The sequence below is a fragment of the Bacilliculturomica massiliensis genome, from assembly GCF_900605495.1.
GTDB classification, from domain to species: Bacteria; Bacillota; Clostridia; order Peptostreptococcales; family Anaerovoracaceae; genus Bacilliculturomica; species Bacilliculturomica massiliensis.
In genome coordinates this window covers 1,897,423-1,916,919 of the sequence record NZ_LR027603.1, presented here as the reverse complement: position 1 = coordinate 1,916,919, position 19,497 = coordinate 1,897,423, and the positions used below count along the sequence as shown (strand labels likewise).

General features: G+C 55.4%; 13 protein-coding genes. All 13 read left to right on the top strand.

Annotated features, from left to right (window positions below):
- The first annotated feature begins 13 nt into the window (after positions 1 to 13).
- The 13 genes from pheT to E0E37_RS17725 all read left to right on the top strand — a co-directional run bounded on the left by pheT (position 14) and on the right by E0E37_RS17725 (position 18,874).
- Positions 14 to 2,446, top strand: coding sequence for a phenylalanine--tRNA ligase subunit beta (gene pheT / locus E0E37_RS17790; protein WP_130864312.1), 2,433 nt, complete (start codon positions 14 to 16; stop codon positions 2,444 to 2,446).
- Between the two features lie 22 nt (positions 2,447 to 2,468).
- The gene (gene zapA / locus E0E37_RS17785) at positions 2,469 to 3,092 is read left to right on the top strand and encodes a cell division protein ZapA (protein WP_130864311.1); all 624 of its coding nucleotides are present in this window, start codon (positions 2,469 to 2,471) and stop codon (positions 3,090 to 3,092) included.
- Positions 3,093 to 3,108: 16 nt separating this feature from the next.
- Complete coding sequence (locus tag E0E37_RS17780; protein ID WP_130864310.1) at positions 3,109 to 5,478, top strand: endonuclease MutS2; 2,370 nt, start codon at positions 3,109 to 3,111, stop codon at positions 5,476 to 5,478.
- A gap of 42 nt (positions 5,479 to 5,520) precedes the next feature.
- Positions 5,521 to 5,988 carry a DUF523 domain-containing protein gene (locus E0E37_RS17775; protein WP_130864309.1) on the top strand — a complete coding sequence of 156 codons (468 nt, stop codon included), beginning with the start codon at positions 5,521 to 5,523 and terminating at the stop codon, positions 5,986 to 5,988.
- Positions 5,989 to 6,000: 12 nt separating this feature from the next.
- Positions 6,001 to 7,719: an arginine--tRNA ligase gene (gene argS, locus E0E37_RS17770; RefSeq protein WP_130864308.1), complete on the top strand. Its 1,719-nt coding sequence runs from the start codon at positions 6,001 to 6,003 to the stop codon at positions 7,717 to 7,719.
- A gap of 1 nt (position 7,720) precedes the next feature.
- Entirely contained in the window at positions 7,721 to 8,593 is an 873-nt protein-coding gene (locus E0E37_RS17765) for a radical SAM protein (RefSeq protein ID WP_130864307.1), read from the top strand.
- 131 nt (positions 8,594 to 8,724) lie between these two features.
- Positions 8,725 to 10,275 carry a B12-binding domain-containing radical SAM protein gene (locus E0E37_RS17760; RefSeq protein ID WP_130864306.1) on the top strand — a complete coding sequence of 517 codons (1,551 nt, stop codon included), beginning with the start codon at positions 8,725 to 8,727 and terminating at the stop codon, positions 10,273 to 10,275.
- Positions 10,272 to 11,291, top strand: a complete 1,020-nt coding sequence (locus tag E0E37_RS17755; RefSeq protein ID WP_130864305.1) for a tetratricopeptide repeat protein — start codon at positions 10,272 to 10,274, stop codon at positions 11,289 to 11,291. The genes E0E37_RS17760 and E0E37_RS17755 overlap by 4 nt, the downstream gene beginning before the upstream one ends.
- A 91-nt stretch (positions 11,292 to 11,382) precedes the next feature.
- A complete protein-coding gene (iorA, locus tag E0E37_RS17750; protein ID WP_130864304.1) occupies positions 11,383 to 13,158 on the top strand; it encodes an indolepyruvate ferredoxin oxidoreductase subunit alpha in 1,776 nt (591 codons plus the stop codon).
- Positions 13,159 to 13,734 (top strand): indolepyruvate oxidoreductase subunit beta, encoded by a 576-nt coding sequence (locus E0E37_RS17745; protein WP_130864303.1) that lies wholly within the window; start codon positions 13,159 to 13,161, stop codon positions 13,732 to 13,734.
- 990 nt (positions 13,735 to 14,724) lie between these two features.
- The gene (locus E0E37_RS19135; RefSeq protein ID WP_330548599.1) at positions 14,725 to 15,960 is read left to right on the top strand and encodes a hypothetical protein; all 1,236 of its coding nucleotides are present in this window, start codon (positions 14,725 to 14,727) and stop codon (positions 15,958 to 15,960) included.
- A 41-nt stretch (positions 15,961 to 16,001) separates the two neighbouring features.
- The gene (gene cls / locus E0E37_RS17730; protein ID WP_130864302.1) at positions 16,002 to 17,498 is read left to right on the top strand and encodes a cardiolipin synthase; all 1,497 of its coding nucleotides are present in this window, start codon (positions 16,002 to 16,004) and stop codon (positions 17,496 to 17,498) included.
- Between the two features lie 590 nt (positions 17,499 to 18,088).
- Positions 18,089 to 18,874, top strand: a complete 786-nt coding sequence (locus E0E37_RS17725) for a hypothetical protein (RefSeq protein WP_130864301.1) — start codon at positions 18,089 to 18,091, stop codon at positions 18,872 to 18,874.
- Positions 18,875 to 19,497: the final 623 nt, after the last annotated feature.

Here is a 19,497-nt window from a genome sequence, read left to right as displayed (position 1 = left end):
GAGGCAATCAATTATGTTAGTACCTGTTAAATGGTTAGAAGAATATACAGACGTCAACGTCAGCGTGGATGAGTTCTGCGACCGGATGATCATGTCCGGCTCCAACCTGGAGACTGTGGAATATTTCGGTCAGGGCATCGAGAACGTGGTGGTGGGAAAGATCCTCTCCATCGAAAAGCATCCCGACGCGGATAAGCTGGTGATCACGCAGATCGACACCGGAGCGTCCGAGCCGGTGCAGATCGTTACAGGCGCGGCGAATATCAGCGTGGGGGATTACGTACCGGTGGCTCTCCACGGAAGCAGGATCCCGGGACCGCTGCACGGTCAGCCCAAGCAGCCCGGCGGGGTCACCATCAAAAAAGGCAAGCTGAGAGGAGTGGAATCCAACGGCATGCTGTGTTCCTGCTCCGAGCTGGGCTTCGAGGACAAGGTCGTGCCCGTGGCCCACAGAGACGGGATCTGGATCCTGGATCGGGAGTACCCTGCAGGCACGGATATCGTAAAAGCGCTGGAACTGGAATGCGCGGTGGTGGATTTCGAGATCACGCCCAACCGTCCCGACTGCCTGTCCATGATCGGCATGGCCAGGGAGGCGGCGGCCACGTTTGGAACGGAGCTTCGCTATCCCGACACGAAGTGCGAGGAAAAGGGCGCGGAAAAGACGAAGGATTTCATCAGCGTGGAGATAAGAAAGCCGGAGTACTGCCGGCGGTACGTGGCCAGAGTGGTGAAGGACATCAAGATCGAGCAGTCCCCCTGGTGGCTGCAGAAGTGTCTGATCTTTGCGGGCATGCGTCCCATCAACAATATCGTGGACATTACCAACTACGTCATGCTGGAATACGGCCAGCCCCTGCACGCCTTCGACATCCGCACGGTATCGGGAAACCAGATCATCGTAGATACGGCCCAGGAAGGCGAAACGTTCACCACGCTGGACGGCACGGAGAGGACGATGACCGGGGACGCGCTGATGATCAAGGATGCGGAGAAAGCTATCGGCATCGCGGGCATCATGGGCGGTCTGAATTCGGAGATCGAGGAAGATACGACCATGATCCTGGTAGAGGGCGCCAATTTCAACGGGGACAACGTCCGGGCGACCTCGAAGAGACTGGGACTGCGCACGGAAGCATCCGCGCGCTTTGAGAAGGGCATCGATCCCAATCTGACCGTACAGGCCGTGGACCGGGTGTGCCGTCTCATCGAGATCCTGAACGCGGGAACCGTGCTCAGGGGAACGGTGGACGTCTATCCGAAGGAATACAGGGCAGAGTCCGTCAAGGTCCGGGCGGAACGGGTCAACGCCATGCTGGGCGTGGAGCTCTCCGCAAAGGAGATGGAGGAGATATTCGAGAGTCTGGAGATGAAGGTCTCCCGTCTGGGCAACACCATGAACGTCACGCCTCCCACGGTGCGGCAGGACCTGCTGACCGAGGTGGATTTCGTGGAGGAAGTGGCCAGAATGTACGGCTACGACAAACTCCCCGTGACGCTGCCCAGGAGCAACGACGAGGCGAAAAAGTCCAGAAAGCAGCGGCTGCGGGACATGGCCAAGGACGCGCTGCTGGGACTGGGCATGAACGAGATCCAGACCTACAGTTTCGTGAGTCCGAAGGGCCTGGACAACATCCGCATGGCAGACGATGCGGAGGGAAGAAAGCTGATCAAGCTCATCAATCCTCTGGGAGAGGATACCAGCGTTATGAGAACGACGCTGATCCCGAATATGCTGGAGGTTTTTGGGAGAAACTATTCCAGAAACACGCTGGCCATGAGGGCATTTGAGCTGGGAAATACATTTATCAACAATCACCATCTGGAGGACCCGCTGCCGGAGGAAAAGGATATGCTCTGCGCCGCCTGCTACGGCGAGCAGGAGAGTTTCTTTACTCTGAAGGGGATCCTGAGCGAGATGCTTTACAAGCTGGGTATCCGGGAACTGTGCTTCTGTCCGGAGGAAAATGTGGGGACCTTCCACCCCGGCCGCTGCGCGAAGATCTTCGCCGGCGACAGGGAACTGGGGATCATCGGCGAGATCCATCCCGACGTGGCGGAAAAGTACGGGATCGGAACGCGGGTGCTCTGCACAGAACTGGATTTCGACCAACTCTGCCAGCTGGCGGACACGGAGAAACTCTATTCTCCGCTGCCCAAATATCCCTCCATCAAGCGGGATATCGCCATGGTAGTGAAAGAAGAGATCATGGTGGCTCAGCTGGAAGCAGTCATCAAAAAAGAAGGAAAGAAGCTGCTTGAGAGCGTTGCTCTCTTCGACGTATACAGAGGAAAGCCGATCCTTCCGGGAAGCAAGAGCGTGGCCTTCACCCTGGTGTACAGGGCGCAGGATCACACGCTGACGGATGAGGAAGTGTCCAAGGTGCACGACAGAGTGCTCGGCGGTCTGCGGGACGAATACGGCGCTCAGCTCCGTGAAATGTAAGCAGATTTAGGAGGGCGGTCCCATGGGAGAAGTAAACAAGGTCACGGTCAAGATCTACGGCCAGGAATACATCGTTTCCGGCGAGATGTCCCGGGAACACATCATGCGGGTGGCGGACTACGTGGATTCCAAGATGCACGAGGTAGCCGCCGCTCTGCCCAACGGCTCCACTTCGGCGCTGGCAGTGCTGGCGGCGGTCAACGCGGCGGACGATTATTTTTCCGCGGCGTCTATGGCCGCTCAGCTGCAGAGCAAGAGCGCTCAGCTGGAGAAGGACACGCAGCATTACGTAGAGCTCTGGGACGAGGCGAAGAAAAACTTTCTGCAGTATAAGCAGGAGGCGCAGAGCAGCCTGGAGCAGAAGGACCAGCTGCAGAAAACTGTCAGCGAAAAGATCATGGAGCTGACGAACCTCTCAAATGCGTATACGGAGCTGGAAAAGAAGTGCGCGCGTCTTACGGCCGAGAATCAGGAGCTGGAGAAGAAGCTGGCCAGTCAGGAAGGCAACAGCAGCGAGAACAGCGCTCTGGTAAAGGAGCTGGAAGCCAAGTGCAAAGATGTGGAAAGCAGCTTTTTTGACCTTCAGATGGAGAACATTCAATTGAAGGGCGAGCTGGACCGTCTGAAAAAGACGGTGAGCCCGTAAACGGGAGAACAGATATATGAATGAGAAGGCCTTCAGGGTCTTGGAGTACAACAAGATCATCGACCTTTTAGGCGAACAGGCGGCTTCCCCGATGACAAAAGAGCGCATCGGGAAGCTTGCGCCTTATAAAAATATACATGAGATAAAAGACGCATTGGCGGAAACCACGGAAGCGGTTTCCGTTATTATGCATAAAGGGGCGCTGCCTCTGGGCGGGTTTTACGACGTTTCCGGCTGGGTCCACCTGGCGGAAAAAGGCGGCGTACTGACTATGAAGCAGCTGCTGGAGGTGCTGTACAACCTGCAGGCGGCCAGAAACGCAAGATCCTTTCTGACTTCAGATCTGCCGGAGCTTCCCATCATCGGAGAGCTGGCGCAGCTGATCAGCGCGCAGAAGGCGCTGGAGGAGGAGATCGACCGCTGTATCCTGTCCGAGGACGAGATGGCGGACAGCGCAAGTCCGGAGCTTCGCCGCATACGCAGAAGCATTCTGCGCCAGAACGACAGTCTGCGGGCCAAGATCAGCAGCATTTTATCCTCATCGGAAAACAGGGCGCTGCTGCAGGACGCCATCGTCACCATGCGGCAGGGCCGCTACGTTATTCCAGTCAAGCAGGAGAACCGGGGAAAGTTCCCCGGCATCGTCCACGATCAGTCTTCCACAGGCGCTACGCTGTTCATCGAACCTCAGGCCGTGGTGGATATGAACAACGAGCTGCGGGAGCTGGAGCTGGCGGAAAAGAAGGAGATGCACCGTATCCTGTCCGAGCTCTCCGCCCGGATCGGAGGGGCGTCCGCAGAGCTTCAGAGCAATCAGAAGCTGTTGGTACAGCTGGATTTTATCTTTGCCAAGGGCAAGCTGGCCGCGGCGCAGCGGGCCACGGAGCCCCTGATCAACGACAGAGGATATCTGCGGATCAGGGAAGGGCGCCATCCCCTCATCGATCCCAGAAAGGTAGTCCCTATCAACGTTGCGCTGGGGAAGGACTACGACACGCTGGTGGTGACGGGTCCCAACACGGGAGGAAAGACCGTAACGCTGAAGACCGTCGGACTGTTTGTGCTGATGGCTCAGAGCGGTCTGCACGTCCCCGCTCTGGGGGGGACGGAGATGCCGGTGTTCGCCAAAGTCTTTGCGGACATCGGGGATGAACAGAGCATCGAACAGAGCCTGTCCACCTTTTCCTCCCACATGCAAAACATCGTGGGAATCGCGGAGGATGCGGACGATGCCACTCTGGTACTGCTGGATGAATTGGGAGCGGGGACGGACCCCACGGAGGGAGCGGCCCTGGCCATCTCCATACTGGAATATCTGGGAGACAGAGGGGCGAAGACCATCGCCACTACCCATTACACGGAACTGAAAAAATATGCCATCTCCACCCCGGGCGTGCAGAACGCTTCCATGGAATTCAACGTGGAGACGCTGTCGCCCACCTACAGGCTGGTCATCGGCATACCCGGCAAGTCAAACGCCTTCGAGATCTCCCGAAAGCTGGGCCTGTCTCAGTCCATCATCGGTCACGCCAGAACGCTGCTGGAAAAGGGCGACATCGAGTTTGAGGACGTCATCACCAAGATCGAGCAGGACAAGAAAGAGGCGGAGGATGAGAGAGACGAGGCTATCGCCCTGAATCTGGCCATGAAAAAGCAGAAGGAAGCGCTGGAGCAGCGGGAGCAGAGACTTGCGGAGCAGCGGGAAAAGATCCTGTCCAGGGCCAAAGAAGAAGCCAGAGATATGCTGCGGGAGGCCAAGGAGTTCGCCGATCAGGTGCAGAAGGAGCTGCGGGAGCTGGAGCGGGTCAAAGACCCCGCCGAGCGGAACCGCAGACAGGAGAACGCAAGAAAACGGATCAGAGAAGTTTCCGGGCGTTATCAGGATAAGGTGGAGGTACAGGAGAACGCCGATCCGGTCAGACCGGGCGAACTGAAGCCCGGCATGCGGGTGCGGGTGCTGAGCCTGGACCAGAAGGGCAACGTTCTGACGCTGCCCGACGACAAGGGAGATCTTCAAGTTCAGGTTGGGCTGCTGAAGGTCACTGTGAATATTAAAAATATTTCCGTCATCAGGGAAAACGGTTCAAAGAAGGATGCGAAAAAGACGCGTTTCGGCGCCATGTACCGAAGTAAAGCCCAGAGCGTCTCCATGAGCATCAATGTTGTGGGAAAGAATCTGGATGAGGCGGAAATGCTGGTGGATAAATATCTGGACGACGCCTTCATGGCAGGGCTGCACGAGGTCACCGTCATTCACGGGCGGGGCGCGGGCATCCTCAAGGAAGGGCTGGCGCAGATGTTCCGCCGCCACAGACACGTGGACAGCTTCCGAAAGGGAGCGTATAACGAGGGCGGCGACGGAGTCACCATCGTCACGATCAAATAAAGTCGGATCGTATCTGATCGAGCGACCATAGAGAGGTGCAATATGTATATAGTGAGCGGATGTCTGGTGGGGATACCGTGCAAGTACAACGGAGGAACGAATACCGTCTCGGCGCTGAAGGATTATCTGAAAGGAAAAAGCTACGTAGCCGTCTGCCCGGAGACCATGGGAGGCCTGGAAGCACCACGGCCCCCGGCCGAACTGCAGCAGGGCAGGGTGAAAAATCCCTTTGGAGAGGACCTGACGGAGGCGTTTCAGCGGGGAGCGGAAAAAGCCTATGAGCGGGCGCGAAAAAAGGCGGAGGAAGCCGGAGAAGAGCTGACTCTCGCCATACTGAAAGCGCGCAGTCCCTCCTGCGGATCGGGAAAAGTCTACGACGGGACTTTCAGCAGAGTCACCGTGGACGGAGACGGTCTCTTCGCCGCTCTCCTGAAGGAGAAAGGCATTCCGGTCATGACGGAGGAGGAGTTTATCGAACAATTCGTGGAAGCTGAAAAGGTGATAAAATAGGAGGATAGTGTCATGCTGAACATGAAAGAAAAAATCGCGGGTCTGCTGGCCGGCCATATCGAGGGACTGGACCAGTCGGAGATCGCAAAACTCATTGAGATCCCGCAGGACAGCAAGATGGGGGACTACGCGTTTCCCTGCTTCCGCCTGGCCAAGACCATGCGCAGGGCGCCGGCCCAGATCGCGGCGGAGCTGGCGGGAAAGATCGCTGGAGATCCGCTCTTTGCAAAAGTGGAGAGCGTAAACGCGTACCTGAATATGTTCATTGACCGGGCGGAATTCACAAGAGAGGTGATGGAGGCGGTCATCAGTGAAAAAGACCGCTACGGAGCCAGCGACGTGGGCGGAAACCGCCCCGTGGTCGTGGAGTTTTCCTCTCCGAACATCGCCAAGCCCTTTCACATCGGTCACATCAGAAGTACCGTCATCGGAAATTCCATCAACAAGATCTATTCCTTCCTGGGCTACAATGTGATCCGCATCAATCACCTGGGCGATTACGGAACGCAGTTCGGCAAGATGATCGTGGCCTACAGACGGTGGGGGAAAAAGGAAGACGTCATAAACGAGCCCATCAAGACGCTCCTGAGTTATTACGTCAAATTCCATGAGGAGGCGGAAAAGGATCCCACGCTGGAGGACGAGGCGAGAGCCGTATTCACCAGGCTGGAAAACGGCGAGAAAGAAGAGACAGAGCTGTGGCAGTGGTTCCGGGACGAGAGTCTGAAGGAATTCAGCCGGGTCTACAAGATGCTGGGGATCGAGTACGATTCCTATGCAGGAGAGAGCTTTTATTCCGACAAGATGCCCAGGATCCTGCAGGAACTGAAGGAAAAAGGGCTGCTTGAAGATTCTCAGGGCGCCCAGATCGTGGATCTGGAAAAATACGGACTGCCCCCGGCGCTGATCACCAAGAGCGACGGTTCTTCCCTGTATATAACCAGAGATATCGCCGCCGCCGTATACAGAAAAGAGACCTATGATTTCTATAAGAACATTTACGTGGTCGCTTCCCAGCAGAACCTGCACTTTCAGCAGTGGATCCAGGTGGTGGAGCTCATGGGCTACGATTGGGCCCGTTCCTGCATCCACGTACCCTTCGGGCTGGTGAGCCTGGAGGAGGGCACCATGTCCACCCGCCACGGCCGCGTGGTCTTTCTGGAAGACGTGCTCAACCGGGCGGTGGAGCAGACCAAGGAAGTCATCAGAGAGAAGAACGTCAACACGGAGTGTATCGACGAGACCGCTCAGATGGTGGGCATCGGCGCGGTCATGTTCCAGGAACTCTCCAACAACAGGATCAAGGACTATGTGTTCTCCTGGGATAAAGTGCTGAATTTCGACGGCGAGACAGGACCTTACGTCCAGTACACCCACGCCAGAGCCGCCAGCGTTCTGCGCAACGCCGGAGCGGCTGCGGATAAAGCCCTGGCGGACGCGGCCTCAGCCGACATGTCCTACATCGGCGGGGACAGCGCCTACGAGCTGGCGAAGCTGATCTACCGCTTCCCTGAAGTCGTGCTGGATGCCGGTGAAAAGTACGAGCCCTCCGTGGTCACGCGGCACATTGTGGACGTGGCTCAGTGTTTCAATAAGTTCTATCACGACGAGCACATACTCGTGGACGATGAAAAGGAGAAGGAAGCCAAGCTGATCCTCACTTACGCTGCAAAGCAGACAATAAAGAACGGTCTGTCGCTGCTGGGAATCCAGGCTCCCGAAAAGATGTAAGATGCGTTACGAAGGAAATATATTCAGACCGCCCAGCGAGGCGAGAAGCTATATTCTGCAGGTCACGGTGGGGTGCGCTCACAACAAGTGCACCTTCTGCGACATGTACAAGGATAAGAAATTTCACCTGCGAAAGCTGGAAGATGTGCTGGAAGACCTGCGCATGGCACGCAAATATTACAGCCGGGTGGATAAGATCTTTCTGGCCGACGGCGACGCCCTGTGCCTGAAAAACGAAAAACTGCTGGCGATCCTGGCGGAGATCCGCAGGATCTTTCCCGAGTGCCGGCGGGTAGGGATCTATGGATCCGCCCGGGATGTGCGCAGAAAGACGCCGGAGGAGCTGGCGGAGCTCCGCGGCAGCGGCGTGGGAATCATCTATATCGGCGCGGAGTCCGGCAGCGACAAGGTGCTCAGCGCCATCTGCAAGGGTTCCACCCGGGCTGAGCTCATCGAGGCCGTGCGCAAGATCGAAGACGCGGACATCGCCTCCTCCGTCACCTTTATCTCCGGTCTTGCCGGCCGGGACGGATGGCGGGAGCACGCCGTGGAGAGCGGTACCATGATCAGCGAGATGGAGCCGTCCTACGTGGGACTGCTGACGCTGATGACAGGCCCCGGAGCTCCGCTGACAAAGGAGATCCAGGAAGGACGGTTTCAGCTGCTGAGTCCCCAGGAGGTCATGCTGGAGACGGAGCTCATGCTGGAACATATCAACGTGAACCGGCCCTGCGTATTCCGCAGCAACCACGCCTCCAACTATCTTTCCCTGAAAGGCGACCTGCCGCAGGACAAGGAGCGCATGCTGTCCCAGATCCGCTATGCCAAGGAACACGCTGACGTCCTGAAGGAAGAGTACTTCCGCATGCTGTAAATGTAAAAAAGTTTCCTTAGAAAACTTATTCGCCCTGCGGGCTCACTTCCACAAGGCAAACTTTTTTGAAACATAGGAAATGTCTTCGGACGATATTTCCTATGTTATAAAAAAAACGGCGGGAGGCCGCGATGAAACTGCTACTGACAACCTTGAATGCCAAATACGTCCACTCCAATCTGGCGCTGAAATATCTCTACGCGGCGGCGATGGAAAAGCGGGTGCCGGCGGAGCTGCGGGAGTTTACCATCAATAACGACGACGATTATATCTTCTGCGAGCTGATCCGGGGGGATTATGAACTGGTCTGCTTTTCCTGCTATGTGTGGAATATTGAGCGGACGCTCTATCTGGCTGAGAATCTGAAAAAGGCCAGACCGGAGACGAAGATCCTGCTGGGGGGACCGGAGGTCAGTTTCGATGTGGAACGCATACTCTGGGAGCATCCGTTTGTGGATTTTCTCATCGCGGGGGAGGGGGAACGGGTCTTCTCCCTGCTGCTTGAGGAACTGGCCCAGGGGGAGCGTTCACAGACGGAAGCGGATCTCAGGGGCATTCCGGGACTGGCGTTCCGGAGGGAGGAGAGGATCCGCGCCAATCCGCCCGCTGCGCCTGAAGTCTTTGAGAGCATACCGTTTCCCTACCACACGCTGCCCTGTGAGGAAGACAAGGTGGCCTACTACGAATCGGTGCGGGGCTGTCCCTTCCGCTGCGCCTATTGCCTGTCCTCCGTGGATAAGACCATCCGGGCGCTTCCCATGTCGCGGGTCAGGACGGATCTGAGCTATTTCATATACAAGAGGGTGAAGCAGGTCAAGTTCATCGACAGGACCTTTAACTACGATCCCCGGCGCTGCGCGGAGATCATGGAATATTTAGTGACCAACGATAACGGTGTGACCAATTTTCACTTTGAAGTCTGCGGGGATCTCATGGACGAGGCCATGCTTGAGCTGCTTTCCAGAGCCCGGCCGGGACTGTTTCAGCTGGAGATCGGCGTGCAGTCCACCAATCCGGCCACGCTGGAGAGCATCCGCCGCCGCTGCGATTTCCCGCGGCTGGCCAGAAATGTGGAGCGCATCAGGAACTTCGGCGGCGTACATCTTCATCTGGATCTGATCGCCGGGCTTCCCTACGAGGATTACCTCACATTCAAGAAGTCCTTTAACGACGTCTACCGGCTGAGGCCCCACGATCTGCAGCTGGGTTTTCTCAAGCTGCTGCCCGGCACGCCGCTGCGGGACATGACCGCAGAATACCGCTACGTCTTTCGCAGACAGGCGCCCTATGAAGTCATCTCAAACGCGTTCCTGTCGGCGGACGGCCTGGCGAGGCTGAAGATGGTGGAGAACGTGCTGGATCTGTACTATAACCGGGGCGGCTTTGAGGAGACTGTAGAGCGGGCGGCCTGCGTGCTCTGGGAAACGCCGTTTGATTTTTATCAGGACCTTGCGAATTACTATTATGTCTCCGGGCATCAGCATCGGTCCCACAGGAAAGAAGATCTTTACCGCATACTTTACGCCTTCTTTCACTGGAGAAACGGAAAAACAGAGGAATTGGAAGATCATCCCGGCAGGCGGGAGACCATCGTCTTCGAGCTGCTGGAGAGAGACCTGAAACGGACCATGAACCCTGACGCGGTAAAAAAATTTGAGAAAAAAGGATGGGAGCTGGATTGATAAAGGAACAGAAAAAGCCGACGGCCCCGGATTTCATTGCGAGAAAGGACCGGGTAGGAAAATTTCTGGAAAAGCTGGCCGACGATTTTGTCTTCGACGAGTTTCAGAAAAGCCATCTTGAAAAGGAGGGGCTGGCGGAGCTGATGACGGGCGTGCCCATACCCCTGCGGCCCCAGGACGTGGTGGATTTCCACGCCAAAGGTCTGCCTCTGGCCCACGTGGCGGAGAACATGGCCCGGATCATGGGCATCAATCCGCAGTTTGCCTATGTGCCGCAGTACATCGGCTATATCAGGCACTATTTCAATGATAAGATCGTCGACGCGCTCATCCGGGAAGGACGGGACGAGGCGGAACAGGGACAGTTCGAGCCCGCCGCCGTGCACTTTCGGGCGGCGCTGGTGCTGGCGCCGGACAATATGCACGCCATGTACAGCTACGCCAGGGTCTGCCGCGAACTGTATCTGGCTGAGGAGGGGGGCGATCCCAACTATATCGGTCAGTTCAAGGCGGAGTCCATCGAGTATTTTGAGCTCTGTACCCAGATCTATCCCACCTTTGCGGAGCCGTGGTATTTCCTGGGCTACGCCTATCTGAATCTGGGACTGTATCAGAAGACCGCTCTGGTGTGGAAGGAATTTCTGAAGTACTCCCAAAACGGCAAAGACAAAAAGGAGATCCGCCAGCGCATGGAACAGCTGACGGACCCCATAAAGATAGAAGGCGGCTGCAATCACATTCTGGCCGGCCGCTGGGGGGAGGGCGTGGACACGCTGCTTCCCTACAGGGAGACGTCCTTCGACGGGTGGTGGCCCCTTCACTATTACCTGGGCGTGGGCTTTGCCCGCATGGGCGAGGAGGAAGAAGCCATAGCCAGCTTTCGGAAGGCTCTGAGTCTGTCGCCGTCCCACGGGGAGTCCATGGAGGAGCTGGCGCGGCTCTACGAAAGCAGGGGCGAGGCTGAGCTGGCGGAAAAGTACCGGCGCAAGCTGGCTCTGGTGAGCAGTCCGGAATAGGTAAAAACGCAGCGGACGGCGCAGAGCGGTCCGCGTGTTCAACAGGCGGCGGGCGTGAAAGGCGCGCCGCCCATATGAAATGGAGGAGAACATGAAAGAGAAACATTTACTGACGGGTAACGAAGCCGTCGCGCGGGGCGCGTTCGAGGCGGGCCTGCGTTTTGCTTCCGCTTATCCCGGCACGCCCAGCACGGAAATACTGGAAAATCTGGCGGAGTACAAGGATTCCCTGTACTGTGAATGGGCGCCTAACGAAAAGGTCGCTCTCGAAGCGGCCATCGGCGCTTCCATCGCAGGCGGCAGAGCGCTGGCGGCCATGAAGCACGTAGGCGTCAACGTGGCGGCGGATCCTCTGTTTACCTTCGCCTACACAGGAGTCACCGGCGGTCTGGTGCTGGTCTCCGCTGACGATCCGGGCATGCACAGCTCTCAGAATGAGCAGGACAACAGAAACTACGCCACGGCGGCCAGACTGCTGATGCTGGAGCCGTCGGACAGCCAGGAAGCCAAAGAATTCACCAAGCTGGGCTTTGAGCTCTCAGAGAAGTACGACACTCCGGTGCTGCTGCGCATGACCACCAGGATCTGCCACAGCAAGAGCGCCGTTACATATGAGGACCGGGTGGAAAAAGATGTGATCCCTTATGAGAAGAAGATCACGAAGTTTGTCGCCACTCCGGCCAACGGGAAGGTCATGAGAAAGAATCTGGTGGGCCGCCTGGCTGCGATGACGGAGCTTTCCAACAGCACGGATCTCAATCGGGAAGAGATGGCCGGAACGGAGATCGGCGTGATCAGCTCCGGCGTGGCTTATCAGTATGCGAAGGACGTATTCGGACCCGAGGCTTCCTATCTCAAGCTGGGTCTCACCTTCCCCATGCCCATGGAAAAGATCAAAGCCTTCGCCAAAAAGGTCAAGAAACTCTACGTGGTGGAAGAGATGGATCCCTACATGGAGCGTCAGATCCGCGAAGCGGGCATTGAAGTCACCGGCAAAGAGGTCATTCCGGCCTTCGATGAGCTGAATCCCGATCTGGTGAGAAAAGGCGTGTTCGGCACGGAGGAGGAAACGCTGACGTCCGATCTGACCGCGGTGGTGAGACCGCCGGCACTGTGCGCCGGATGTCCTCACAGAGGTTTCTTCTACGCGCTGTCTCAGAGAAAAAATATCATGATAACCGGCGATATCGGCTGCTACACGCTGGGTTCCGCAGCTCCGCTCTCCGCTATGGACACGTGCATCTGCATGGGCGCCAGCATCAGCACCGGGCACGGCGCGGCCAATATCTTCAAGCAGGCCGGATCCGACAAAAAAGTAGTGGCGGTGCTGGGCGACTCCACCTTCTTCCACTCCGGAGTCACCAGTCTCATGGACGTGGCATACAATAAAGGAACATCCGTCTCCGTCATTCTGGATAACCGCATCACAGGCATGACGGGACATCAGCAGAACCCCGGGACCGGTCTGACTCTCATGGGAGAACCCACCGGAGAGGTGGATATTCCGCTGCTGTGCCAGGCCATCGGTCTGAAAAAGGAGAACATCTATACGGTCAATCCCCTGAAGCTGGACGAGGTGAACAAAGCTCTGGACGAGGCGCTGTCAAAGGATGAGCCCTGCGTTATCATTACGAAGTGGCCCTGCATCCTGAAAAAATTCACCCAGGAGGACAAGGATAACTTCGATCTGTCTCCGAAAAAGTGCGTCATCGATCAGGATAAGTGCAAGAAATGTAAAATGTGCAGCAAGACGGGATGCCCGGCGATCTACACCGGCGATACCATCACCATCAACAAAGAATCCTGCACCGGCTGCGGCGTCTGTGCTCAGGTCTGCCCGTTTGACGCGATCAAGGAGGTAAAATAAATGAAGGAAGCAAAAAACATACTGCTTGTCGGCGTAGGCGGGCAGGGGACCATACTGGCCAGCAAAATTTTGTCCTCCGGTCTTCTGGCGGCGGGCTATGACGTAAAAATGTCCGAGATCCACGGTATGTCTCAGCGGGGCGGCAACGTGAGCACACAGATCCGCTTCGGTGAAAAAGTCTTCTCCCCCATCATCGGGAAGGGACAGGCCGACGTCATCGTGGCGTTTGAGAAGATGGAAGCGCTGCGCTGGATCGAGTATCTGAAAATGGGCGGCAAAATGGTGGTAAACGATTTCGAGATCCCCTCCGTTCCCATTCTCATGGGTGCGGCCCAGTATCCTCAGGGCATTCTGGAGGAGCTGAAGGGAAAGGCTGACGTTTCCGTGTTCGAGGCTGGAAAACTGGCCAAAGAGCTGGGCAATCCCAAGACCATGAACATCGTTCTGCTGGGCGCTCTGGTGGCGGCTCTGAACATTTCCGGCATCGACTGGGAGCAGGCCATCCGGGATAACGTGAAAAAAGGCTTTGAGGAAATTAACATTAAAGCGTTTGAGCTGGGCATGAAACAGGTATAATAAGGCCAGAACGGCTTGAGAGACCGGCGGGGCCGGGGGCAGGGGCGGGGCTCGGGCCGGCGGGGGGGGTGTGTTGGGGGGGGTCTGTGCGCCGGCGGCGGGCTGTGGTCTGTGTGCTGGCGGTGCGGTTCGCGTCTTGCGGCGGTCTGTGTCTTGCGGCGGCGGGCTGCGTGTGCGCGTCTGCGCTGAGACCTGCGCCGGAATTTGTGTTCTGAGGCGGCGCAGAAGCCGATGTGTGCGTCTGCTCAGAGGCCTGCGCCGGCGGTGCGGTCTGCGATCTGGGATTTCTGGTCTCGGACACGGACTGACCATAGGCTTGCGCCGGCGGATAGGCGAGATCTGAGATTTTTTTGAGAGATCACATAAAATAAACTAATAAATAGGTGAAAAGCTCTTAAATAATGACTTTTCACCTATTTAGTTTTAAAATACCGGTTATTCGGCTCTGTTTTTCCGTGAAAATAGGTGAAAATCGATTTTTTTTGTAGATTTCACCTATGGGAGAACTGTTTGGCGTTCTCCCGGAGCCGAGCGGCAGCATGCCATGGATAAGCGGGAGCATGACCCATATAAAATGTAGTTAGGCGTTGGATGGAAGAACCTTTGAATATATTTTATATGGATGATGCGGAAGGGTTCAGGGGCGAAAGCCCATGAGCCGGTCATTCAGGAATAATGAAACGGTGCGCAGGCTTGCGGGCGGTACGGCGACAGAGCGCAGGCCCGTCGTGGCTGCCGGCTATAGAACGGGAGAGCCCGTCGGGGCGGCCAGCTGCAGAACGGTAGAGCCCGCCGGGCCCCGCAGCTGCAGCGTTGTACGGCCTTCCCGGTACGGCGAGCTGCAGAACGGTAGAGCCCGTCGGGCCCCGCAGCCGCAGTGTTGTACGGCCTTCCCGGTACGGCGGGCGGTACTGCTAGCAGCATAGCCTGCGGTAGGTTGGGCAGAAAGGGCCGGCGCTGCGGCCGATCAGAAAGAAGGTGGATTGCGGTTTGAGAAACAGAAAAAAAGAGAGAGAACACGCGAAACAGGAGGTCGTATCTTACGCCAGATCACATAAAAAGACCACGGTGCTTTACATCGTGCTGCGTATTCTTGTGATACTGGTGATGATCGCCGAGATATTTAACGATAACTGGAACAATGTATTTCTGTGCGTGCTGACGCTGGTACTGTTCATGATACCCGTATTCGTGGACAGAAAGCTGCACATCGCGTTGCCGAACACGCTGGAGGTCATCATCCTGCTGTTCATCTTCGCGGCGGAGATCATGGGCGAGATCAACGAATATTACCTGCACTATCCCGGATGGGACGATATGCTGCACACCATGAACGGCTTTCTCATGGCGGCCATCGGGTTTTCACTGATCGATATACTGAATCAGAATGAACGGATCTCAGTACAGATGTCGCCTGCCTTCGTGGCGCTGGTGGCTTTTTGTTTTTCCATGACCGTGGGCGTGCTGTGGGAGTTTTTTGAGTTTGGAATGGATTATTTTACCCATACGGATATGCAGAAGGATACGATCCTGACATCCATTTCCTCCGTTCTGCTCAACCCTGCGGGGAGGAATGTGGCAGTGACCATACCCATCGACAGCATCGTCGTCAACGGGGAGACGTGGAACTACGGCGGATACATCGATATCGGCCTCTATGATACCATGTCGGATCTTTTCGTAAACTTTATCGGGGCAGTGGTATTCTCCGTCATCGGCATGTTCTATATCAAGGGCAGAGGAAAAGGAACTTTTGCACGGCGCTTCATACCAAAGATGAAGACCGAGGAGGAGATCAGGCAGACGGAAGCGGAGGATAAGGTCCGGAGGGAAAAGATCTCACAGAGCATTGAAAAAGAGATCGATCACCTGGCGGAGCGGAACAATACCCTGGAGCGGCTGGAAAAGTTCGATGCGGAACGGGGAAATCTGCTTAACAGCATGATAAACGGTCAGGAGCAGGGCGTAAGGCACGGCGGGCTGAACGGACCGGTGTGGGACCTGAGAGAGAGACCGGGGAAAAAAGAGGGAAAAGGGAAGAAGGGCGCCGGAAAAAAAGATGGGGCGGCCGGAGTTGACGCAGCCGGCGAAGGCGGCGGACATGAAGCCGGCGGGCATACAACCGGCGAAGGGCATGTTCCTGGAGAAGGCGATGGTCATGAGGCTGGCGAAGGCGGCGCAAAGGGGGCTTCTGGGAGGAATGACGGCGGAGACGGTGATCGCTGAGGCTGAACAGTCATAAAAATGAATGCAGTTTGGAGGTAGCTATGTTTTGGAGCATTGTACTGCCCGTTATGATCTATGGTATCAATGCGATCTCGATTTTTTCGCTGATCTTTTTCCGGCGTCGGGATATGAGTACCACCTTCGCCTGGCTGCTGGTAATGATCTTTTTACCGGTGGCGGGCTTTGTATTGTACTTTTTTTTCGGAAGCACGCATAAACTGGAGATCATGTCAAAGACCTACCGCATGAAGGACATCGAGGATCATTACATGAAGGTTCAGGATTTTGAACTCAACGCGATCCGAAACGACCAGATGGAGTTCACGGATCCGGTAACGGAAAAGTACCGGGATATGATCGTTATGAACTCCAGAAATTCCGGCTGTCTCTACACGCGGAACAATAAAGTGGAACTGCTGGTGAACGGCCAGGAGAAGTTTCCGAGGATGTTTGAAGAGATCGCCGCGGCGAAAAAGACGATCCATGTGCTGTATTTTATCATCAAGACCAGAGATCAGATCGGAAAAGATTTTGTCGATCTGCTGGCGAAAAAGGCGGCGGAGGGGGTGGAAGTCAAGGTCGTTTACGACGGCTTTGGCTGGCTGAAGACGTTTCGCAGGGATTTCCGGCCCATCGAAGAGGCAGGGGGAAAGGTACAGCGTTTTCTTCCCTCCCATCTGCGGACTATTTTGCTGGTGAATTACCGGCTGCATCGAAAAATGGTCGTGATCGACGGGAAGATCGCCTATACGGGCGGGATCAACGTGGGGGACGATTATCTCAGCCTGTATCCTAAAATGAATCCCTGGAGAGACACCTCCGTAAGGGTGACCGGCCCGGCGGTGCAGGATCTGCAGCTCCGATTCCTGGAAGACTGGATCTTCCTTGAAAAGCAGAACAAAAAGCTGCGGGATCCCCTGTATAAAGAAAATATCGCAGCGATGAACGAGCGGTATTTCCCCCATTTGGAGGGTGAAGAAGCGCAGCCGGGGACAGCCGGCGTTCAGATCATTTCCTGCGGTCCCGACAGCCGGTATCAGACCCACAAAGACAGTTATATAAAGATCATTTCATCGGCGAAAGACTACGTTTATATGCAGTCGCCTTATTTTGTGCCGGATGAAACGCTCTTTGAGACCATGCGGCTGGCGGCCCAGTCGGGGGTCGATGTGCGGCTGATGCTGCCGGGTATTCCCGACAAGAAATACGTGTACTATGTGGCGCTTTCTTACGTGCAGGATCTTCTGGACGCCGGCATACGGGTCTACTTTCACAAGGGCTTTGTGCATGCCAAGACATTCGTCAGCGACGATCACGTCTCGTCTGTTGGTACGACGAATCTGGATATACGCAGTTTTAAGCTGGACTATGAGGTAAACACGCTGGTCTACGACACGGAATTTGCGCTGACCTGCAAGGATCAGTATATGCGGGATATCGCAGATTCTCGGGAGGTCTGTGCGGAAGAATGGAAACAGCGGGGACGCTGGCATTACATATGCGAATCTGTCTGCCGGTTCATCGCTCCGCTGGCTTGATGGCAATATAGAGAGCGGCGGCTGGACAGAAGATAAAGGAAAACGGAATTATATCTGAGAGACCGGGGCGTCTGTGGAAACAGCGTGCCGGTCTTTTCATTGTGCAGGAAATATCACCAAGCGGGGTTCGGTTATATGAGCCCGCAGCGCAGATCAAGTTTCCTTGTAAAATGAACGGAGTAGCTGCGGCTCACTTCATCCCGCGAAGAATGCCAAATGAGTAAAGAAAAGCGTGAAGGAACAAGTTGACATACGATCTATAATGTAATATAATGGTTTAAATTAAATGATATGGAATTCGTGCGTGCGGATGGGCAGTGTGGCTGTTCGCGCCGTCTTAGCGCAGATGCGCTGGCGAACGGCAAGCGCGCACCTTTTGCGCGGTCTTTGTATGGTCTTGGCACAGCTATGTTTCCGTATCAGGCTGGGAGATTGGTCAGAAGACATGAATCTAGATTCGGAATATAAGCTGTTGAATCTGGTCAAGGCTCTGCCCGGGAAGGTTTCCCTGGCGGAGCGTGGGACTGACCAGGACGGTGCCGATACCGACCGTGTCGGAAGCTGCATGTGATTGTAAGGATAGGAGAGGAATGGGTTTACGGGATGAGCTCCAGGCAGAGCTGAAGCGGCTGAGAATGATGAAAGAGGAGATCGGAGAAGAGCTGTACAAACCGGATGTTTACAATAAACGAAAAATACGTCTGGTCAGGAAGAGAGCCGCGTCGGGGAAGGACTATTTTTATGGAGCGAATACAGGCGGAAGACTGATGAAGCTGGAACCGCAGGGGATCTGGACGCTGATCTACCGCGAGTATCTGAAAGCCGGAGATCTGCGGCTGGATCAGGATATTCTGTTTTTAGAAAAGGTGAATAAGGAATATAGGGAATATACAGCGGATGAAATATACAGATCACTGAAAGAACCATATGGGGCGGCGTTCCGACGATTTGGCTCCGGTCTGCTTCCCGCCGGGGAGCCGGCGCCTTCTGCTACGTGCGGGACTCCATTTCGGGAATCGGGGCTGCACCACCTGACTGGCGACGGTATTTGGGTGAGATCGAAATCAGAAGCCAGTATTGCAGATCATCTGCGGCTTAACAAGGTGCCATACTGTTATGAGCCGGAACTGGATCTGGGAGGCCATATGATACGACCGGACTTCGAAGCGGAATCTGTCCGACGAAATAAAACTGTATATTGGGAGCATTTTGGAATGATGGACGACCCGCTGTATGCAAGCCAGGCGGCGAAAAAAATATCTTTGTATCTGGAAAACGAGTTTGTTCCTTTTGATAATCTGATCATCACCAGTGAGAAGAATGGAGTTCTGAACACAGGAACCATACAGCGGGCTATTGATCTGGTTCTTCTCTGATTTTTTCTTTTTGCAGCTATTTCTGATACGAAAAAGAAAAAATCTTAATGCAATCGTGGGTACCGGCCGCTGAAGATGTGGATAAATATGTAAAAACAAGTGCTTTTTTCGTTTTTTGGCAGCTCCTGGACTGTCAAAAACGAAAAAAAGAGAGCTGCCTGGGTGATTCTAATGCAGAAGTATCGTTATTTTTTTCTTTTCAGAGCTAGAAAACTGCCAAAAAGAAAAAATGGTAAAATATTAATCATATGTGTAGGGTAAATCACCATTAGAGAAAAATGCCGAGAGCATTTTTTTCTTTTTGGCATGTAACGGTACGTCAAAAAGAAAAAATCGGCCTGGCATACTGTGATATAGATTTGGTTCAGCCAGGATGGGATGAAATAGCAGGGAAATAAGCGGAAGGCTGCGTGCTGTGAAGGGCAGGCAGCTTTTTTGCGCGTTTCTTTCAATAGATAGTTTCATTTAAGAACAGCTCAGCGCCGCTCCCGGCCCAGGCCGGGCTATTTCCGGCTTTTGGAGGCGGCGCTTCCGCCCGGAAGCAGCCTGCCGCCCGGAAACAGCCTGCCGCCCGGAAACAGCCTGCCGCCCGGAAGCAGCCCGCCGCTCGGAAGCAGCCTGCC

Bases quoted from the DNA above. Each gene is read 5' to 3' on its own strand.
- iorA (WP_130864304.1), top strand. From the start codon at position 11,383: ATGAAAGAGAAACATTTACTGACGGGTAACGAAGCCGTCGCGCGGGGC.
- cls (WP_130864302.1), top strand. From the start codon at position 16,002: ATGTTTTGGAGCATTGTACTGCCCGTTATGATCTATGGTATCAATGCG.
- E0E37_RS17725 (WP_130864301.1), top strand. From the start codon at position 18,089: ATGGGTTTACGGGATGAGCTCCAGGCAGAGCTGAAGCGGCTGAGAATG.
- E0E37_RS17780 (WP_130864310.1), top strand. From the start codon at position 3,109: ATGAATGAGAAGGCCTTCAGGGTCTTGGAGTACAACAAGATCATCGAC.
- E0E37_RS17775 (WP_130864309.1), top strand. From the start codon at position 5,521: ATGTATATAGTGAGCGGATGTCTGGTGGGGATACCGTGCAAGTACAAC.
- argS (WP_130864308.1), top strand. From the start codon at position 6,001: ATGCTGAACATGAAAGAAAAAATCGCGGGTCTGCTGGCCGGCCATATC.
- E0E37_RS17765 (WP_130864307.1), top strand. From the start codon at position 7,721: ATGCGTTACGAAGGAAATATATTCAGACCGCCCAGCGAGGCGAGAAGC.
- zapA (WP_130864311.1), top strand. From the start codon at position 2,469: ATGGGAGAAGTAAACAAGGTCACGGTCAAGATCTACGGCCAGGAATAC.
- pheT (WP_130864312.1), top strand. From the start codon at position 14: ATGTTAGTACCTGTTAAATGGTTAGAAGAATATACAGACGTCAACGTC.
- E0E37_RS17760 (WP_130864306.1), top strand. From the start codon at position 8,725: ATGAAACTGCTACTGACAACCTTGAATGCCAAATACGTCCACTCCAAT.
- E0E37_RS17745 (WP_130864303.1), top strand. From the start codon at position 13,159: ATGAAGGAAGCAAAAAACATACTGCTTGTCGGCGTAGGCGGGCAGGGG.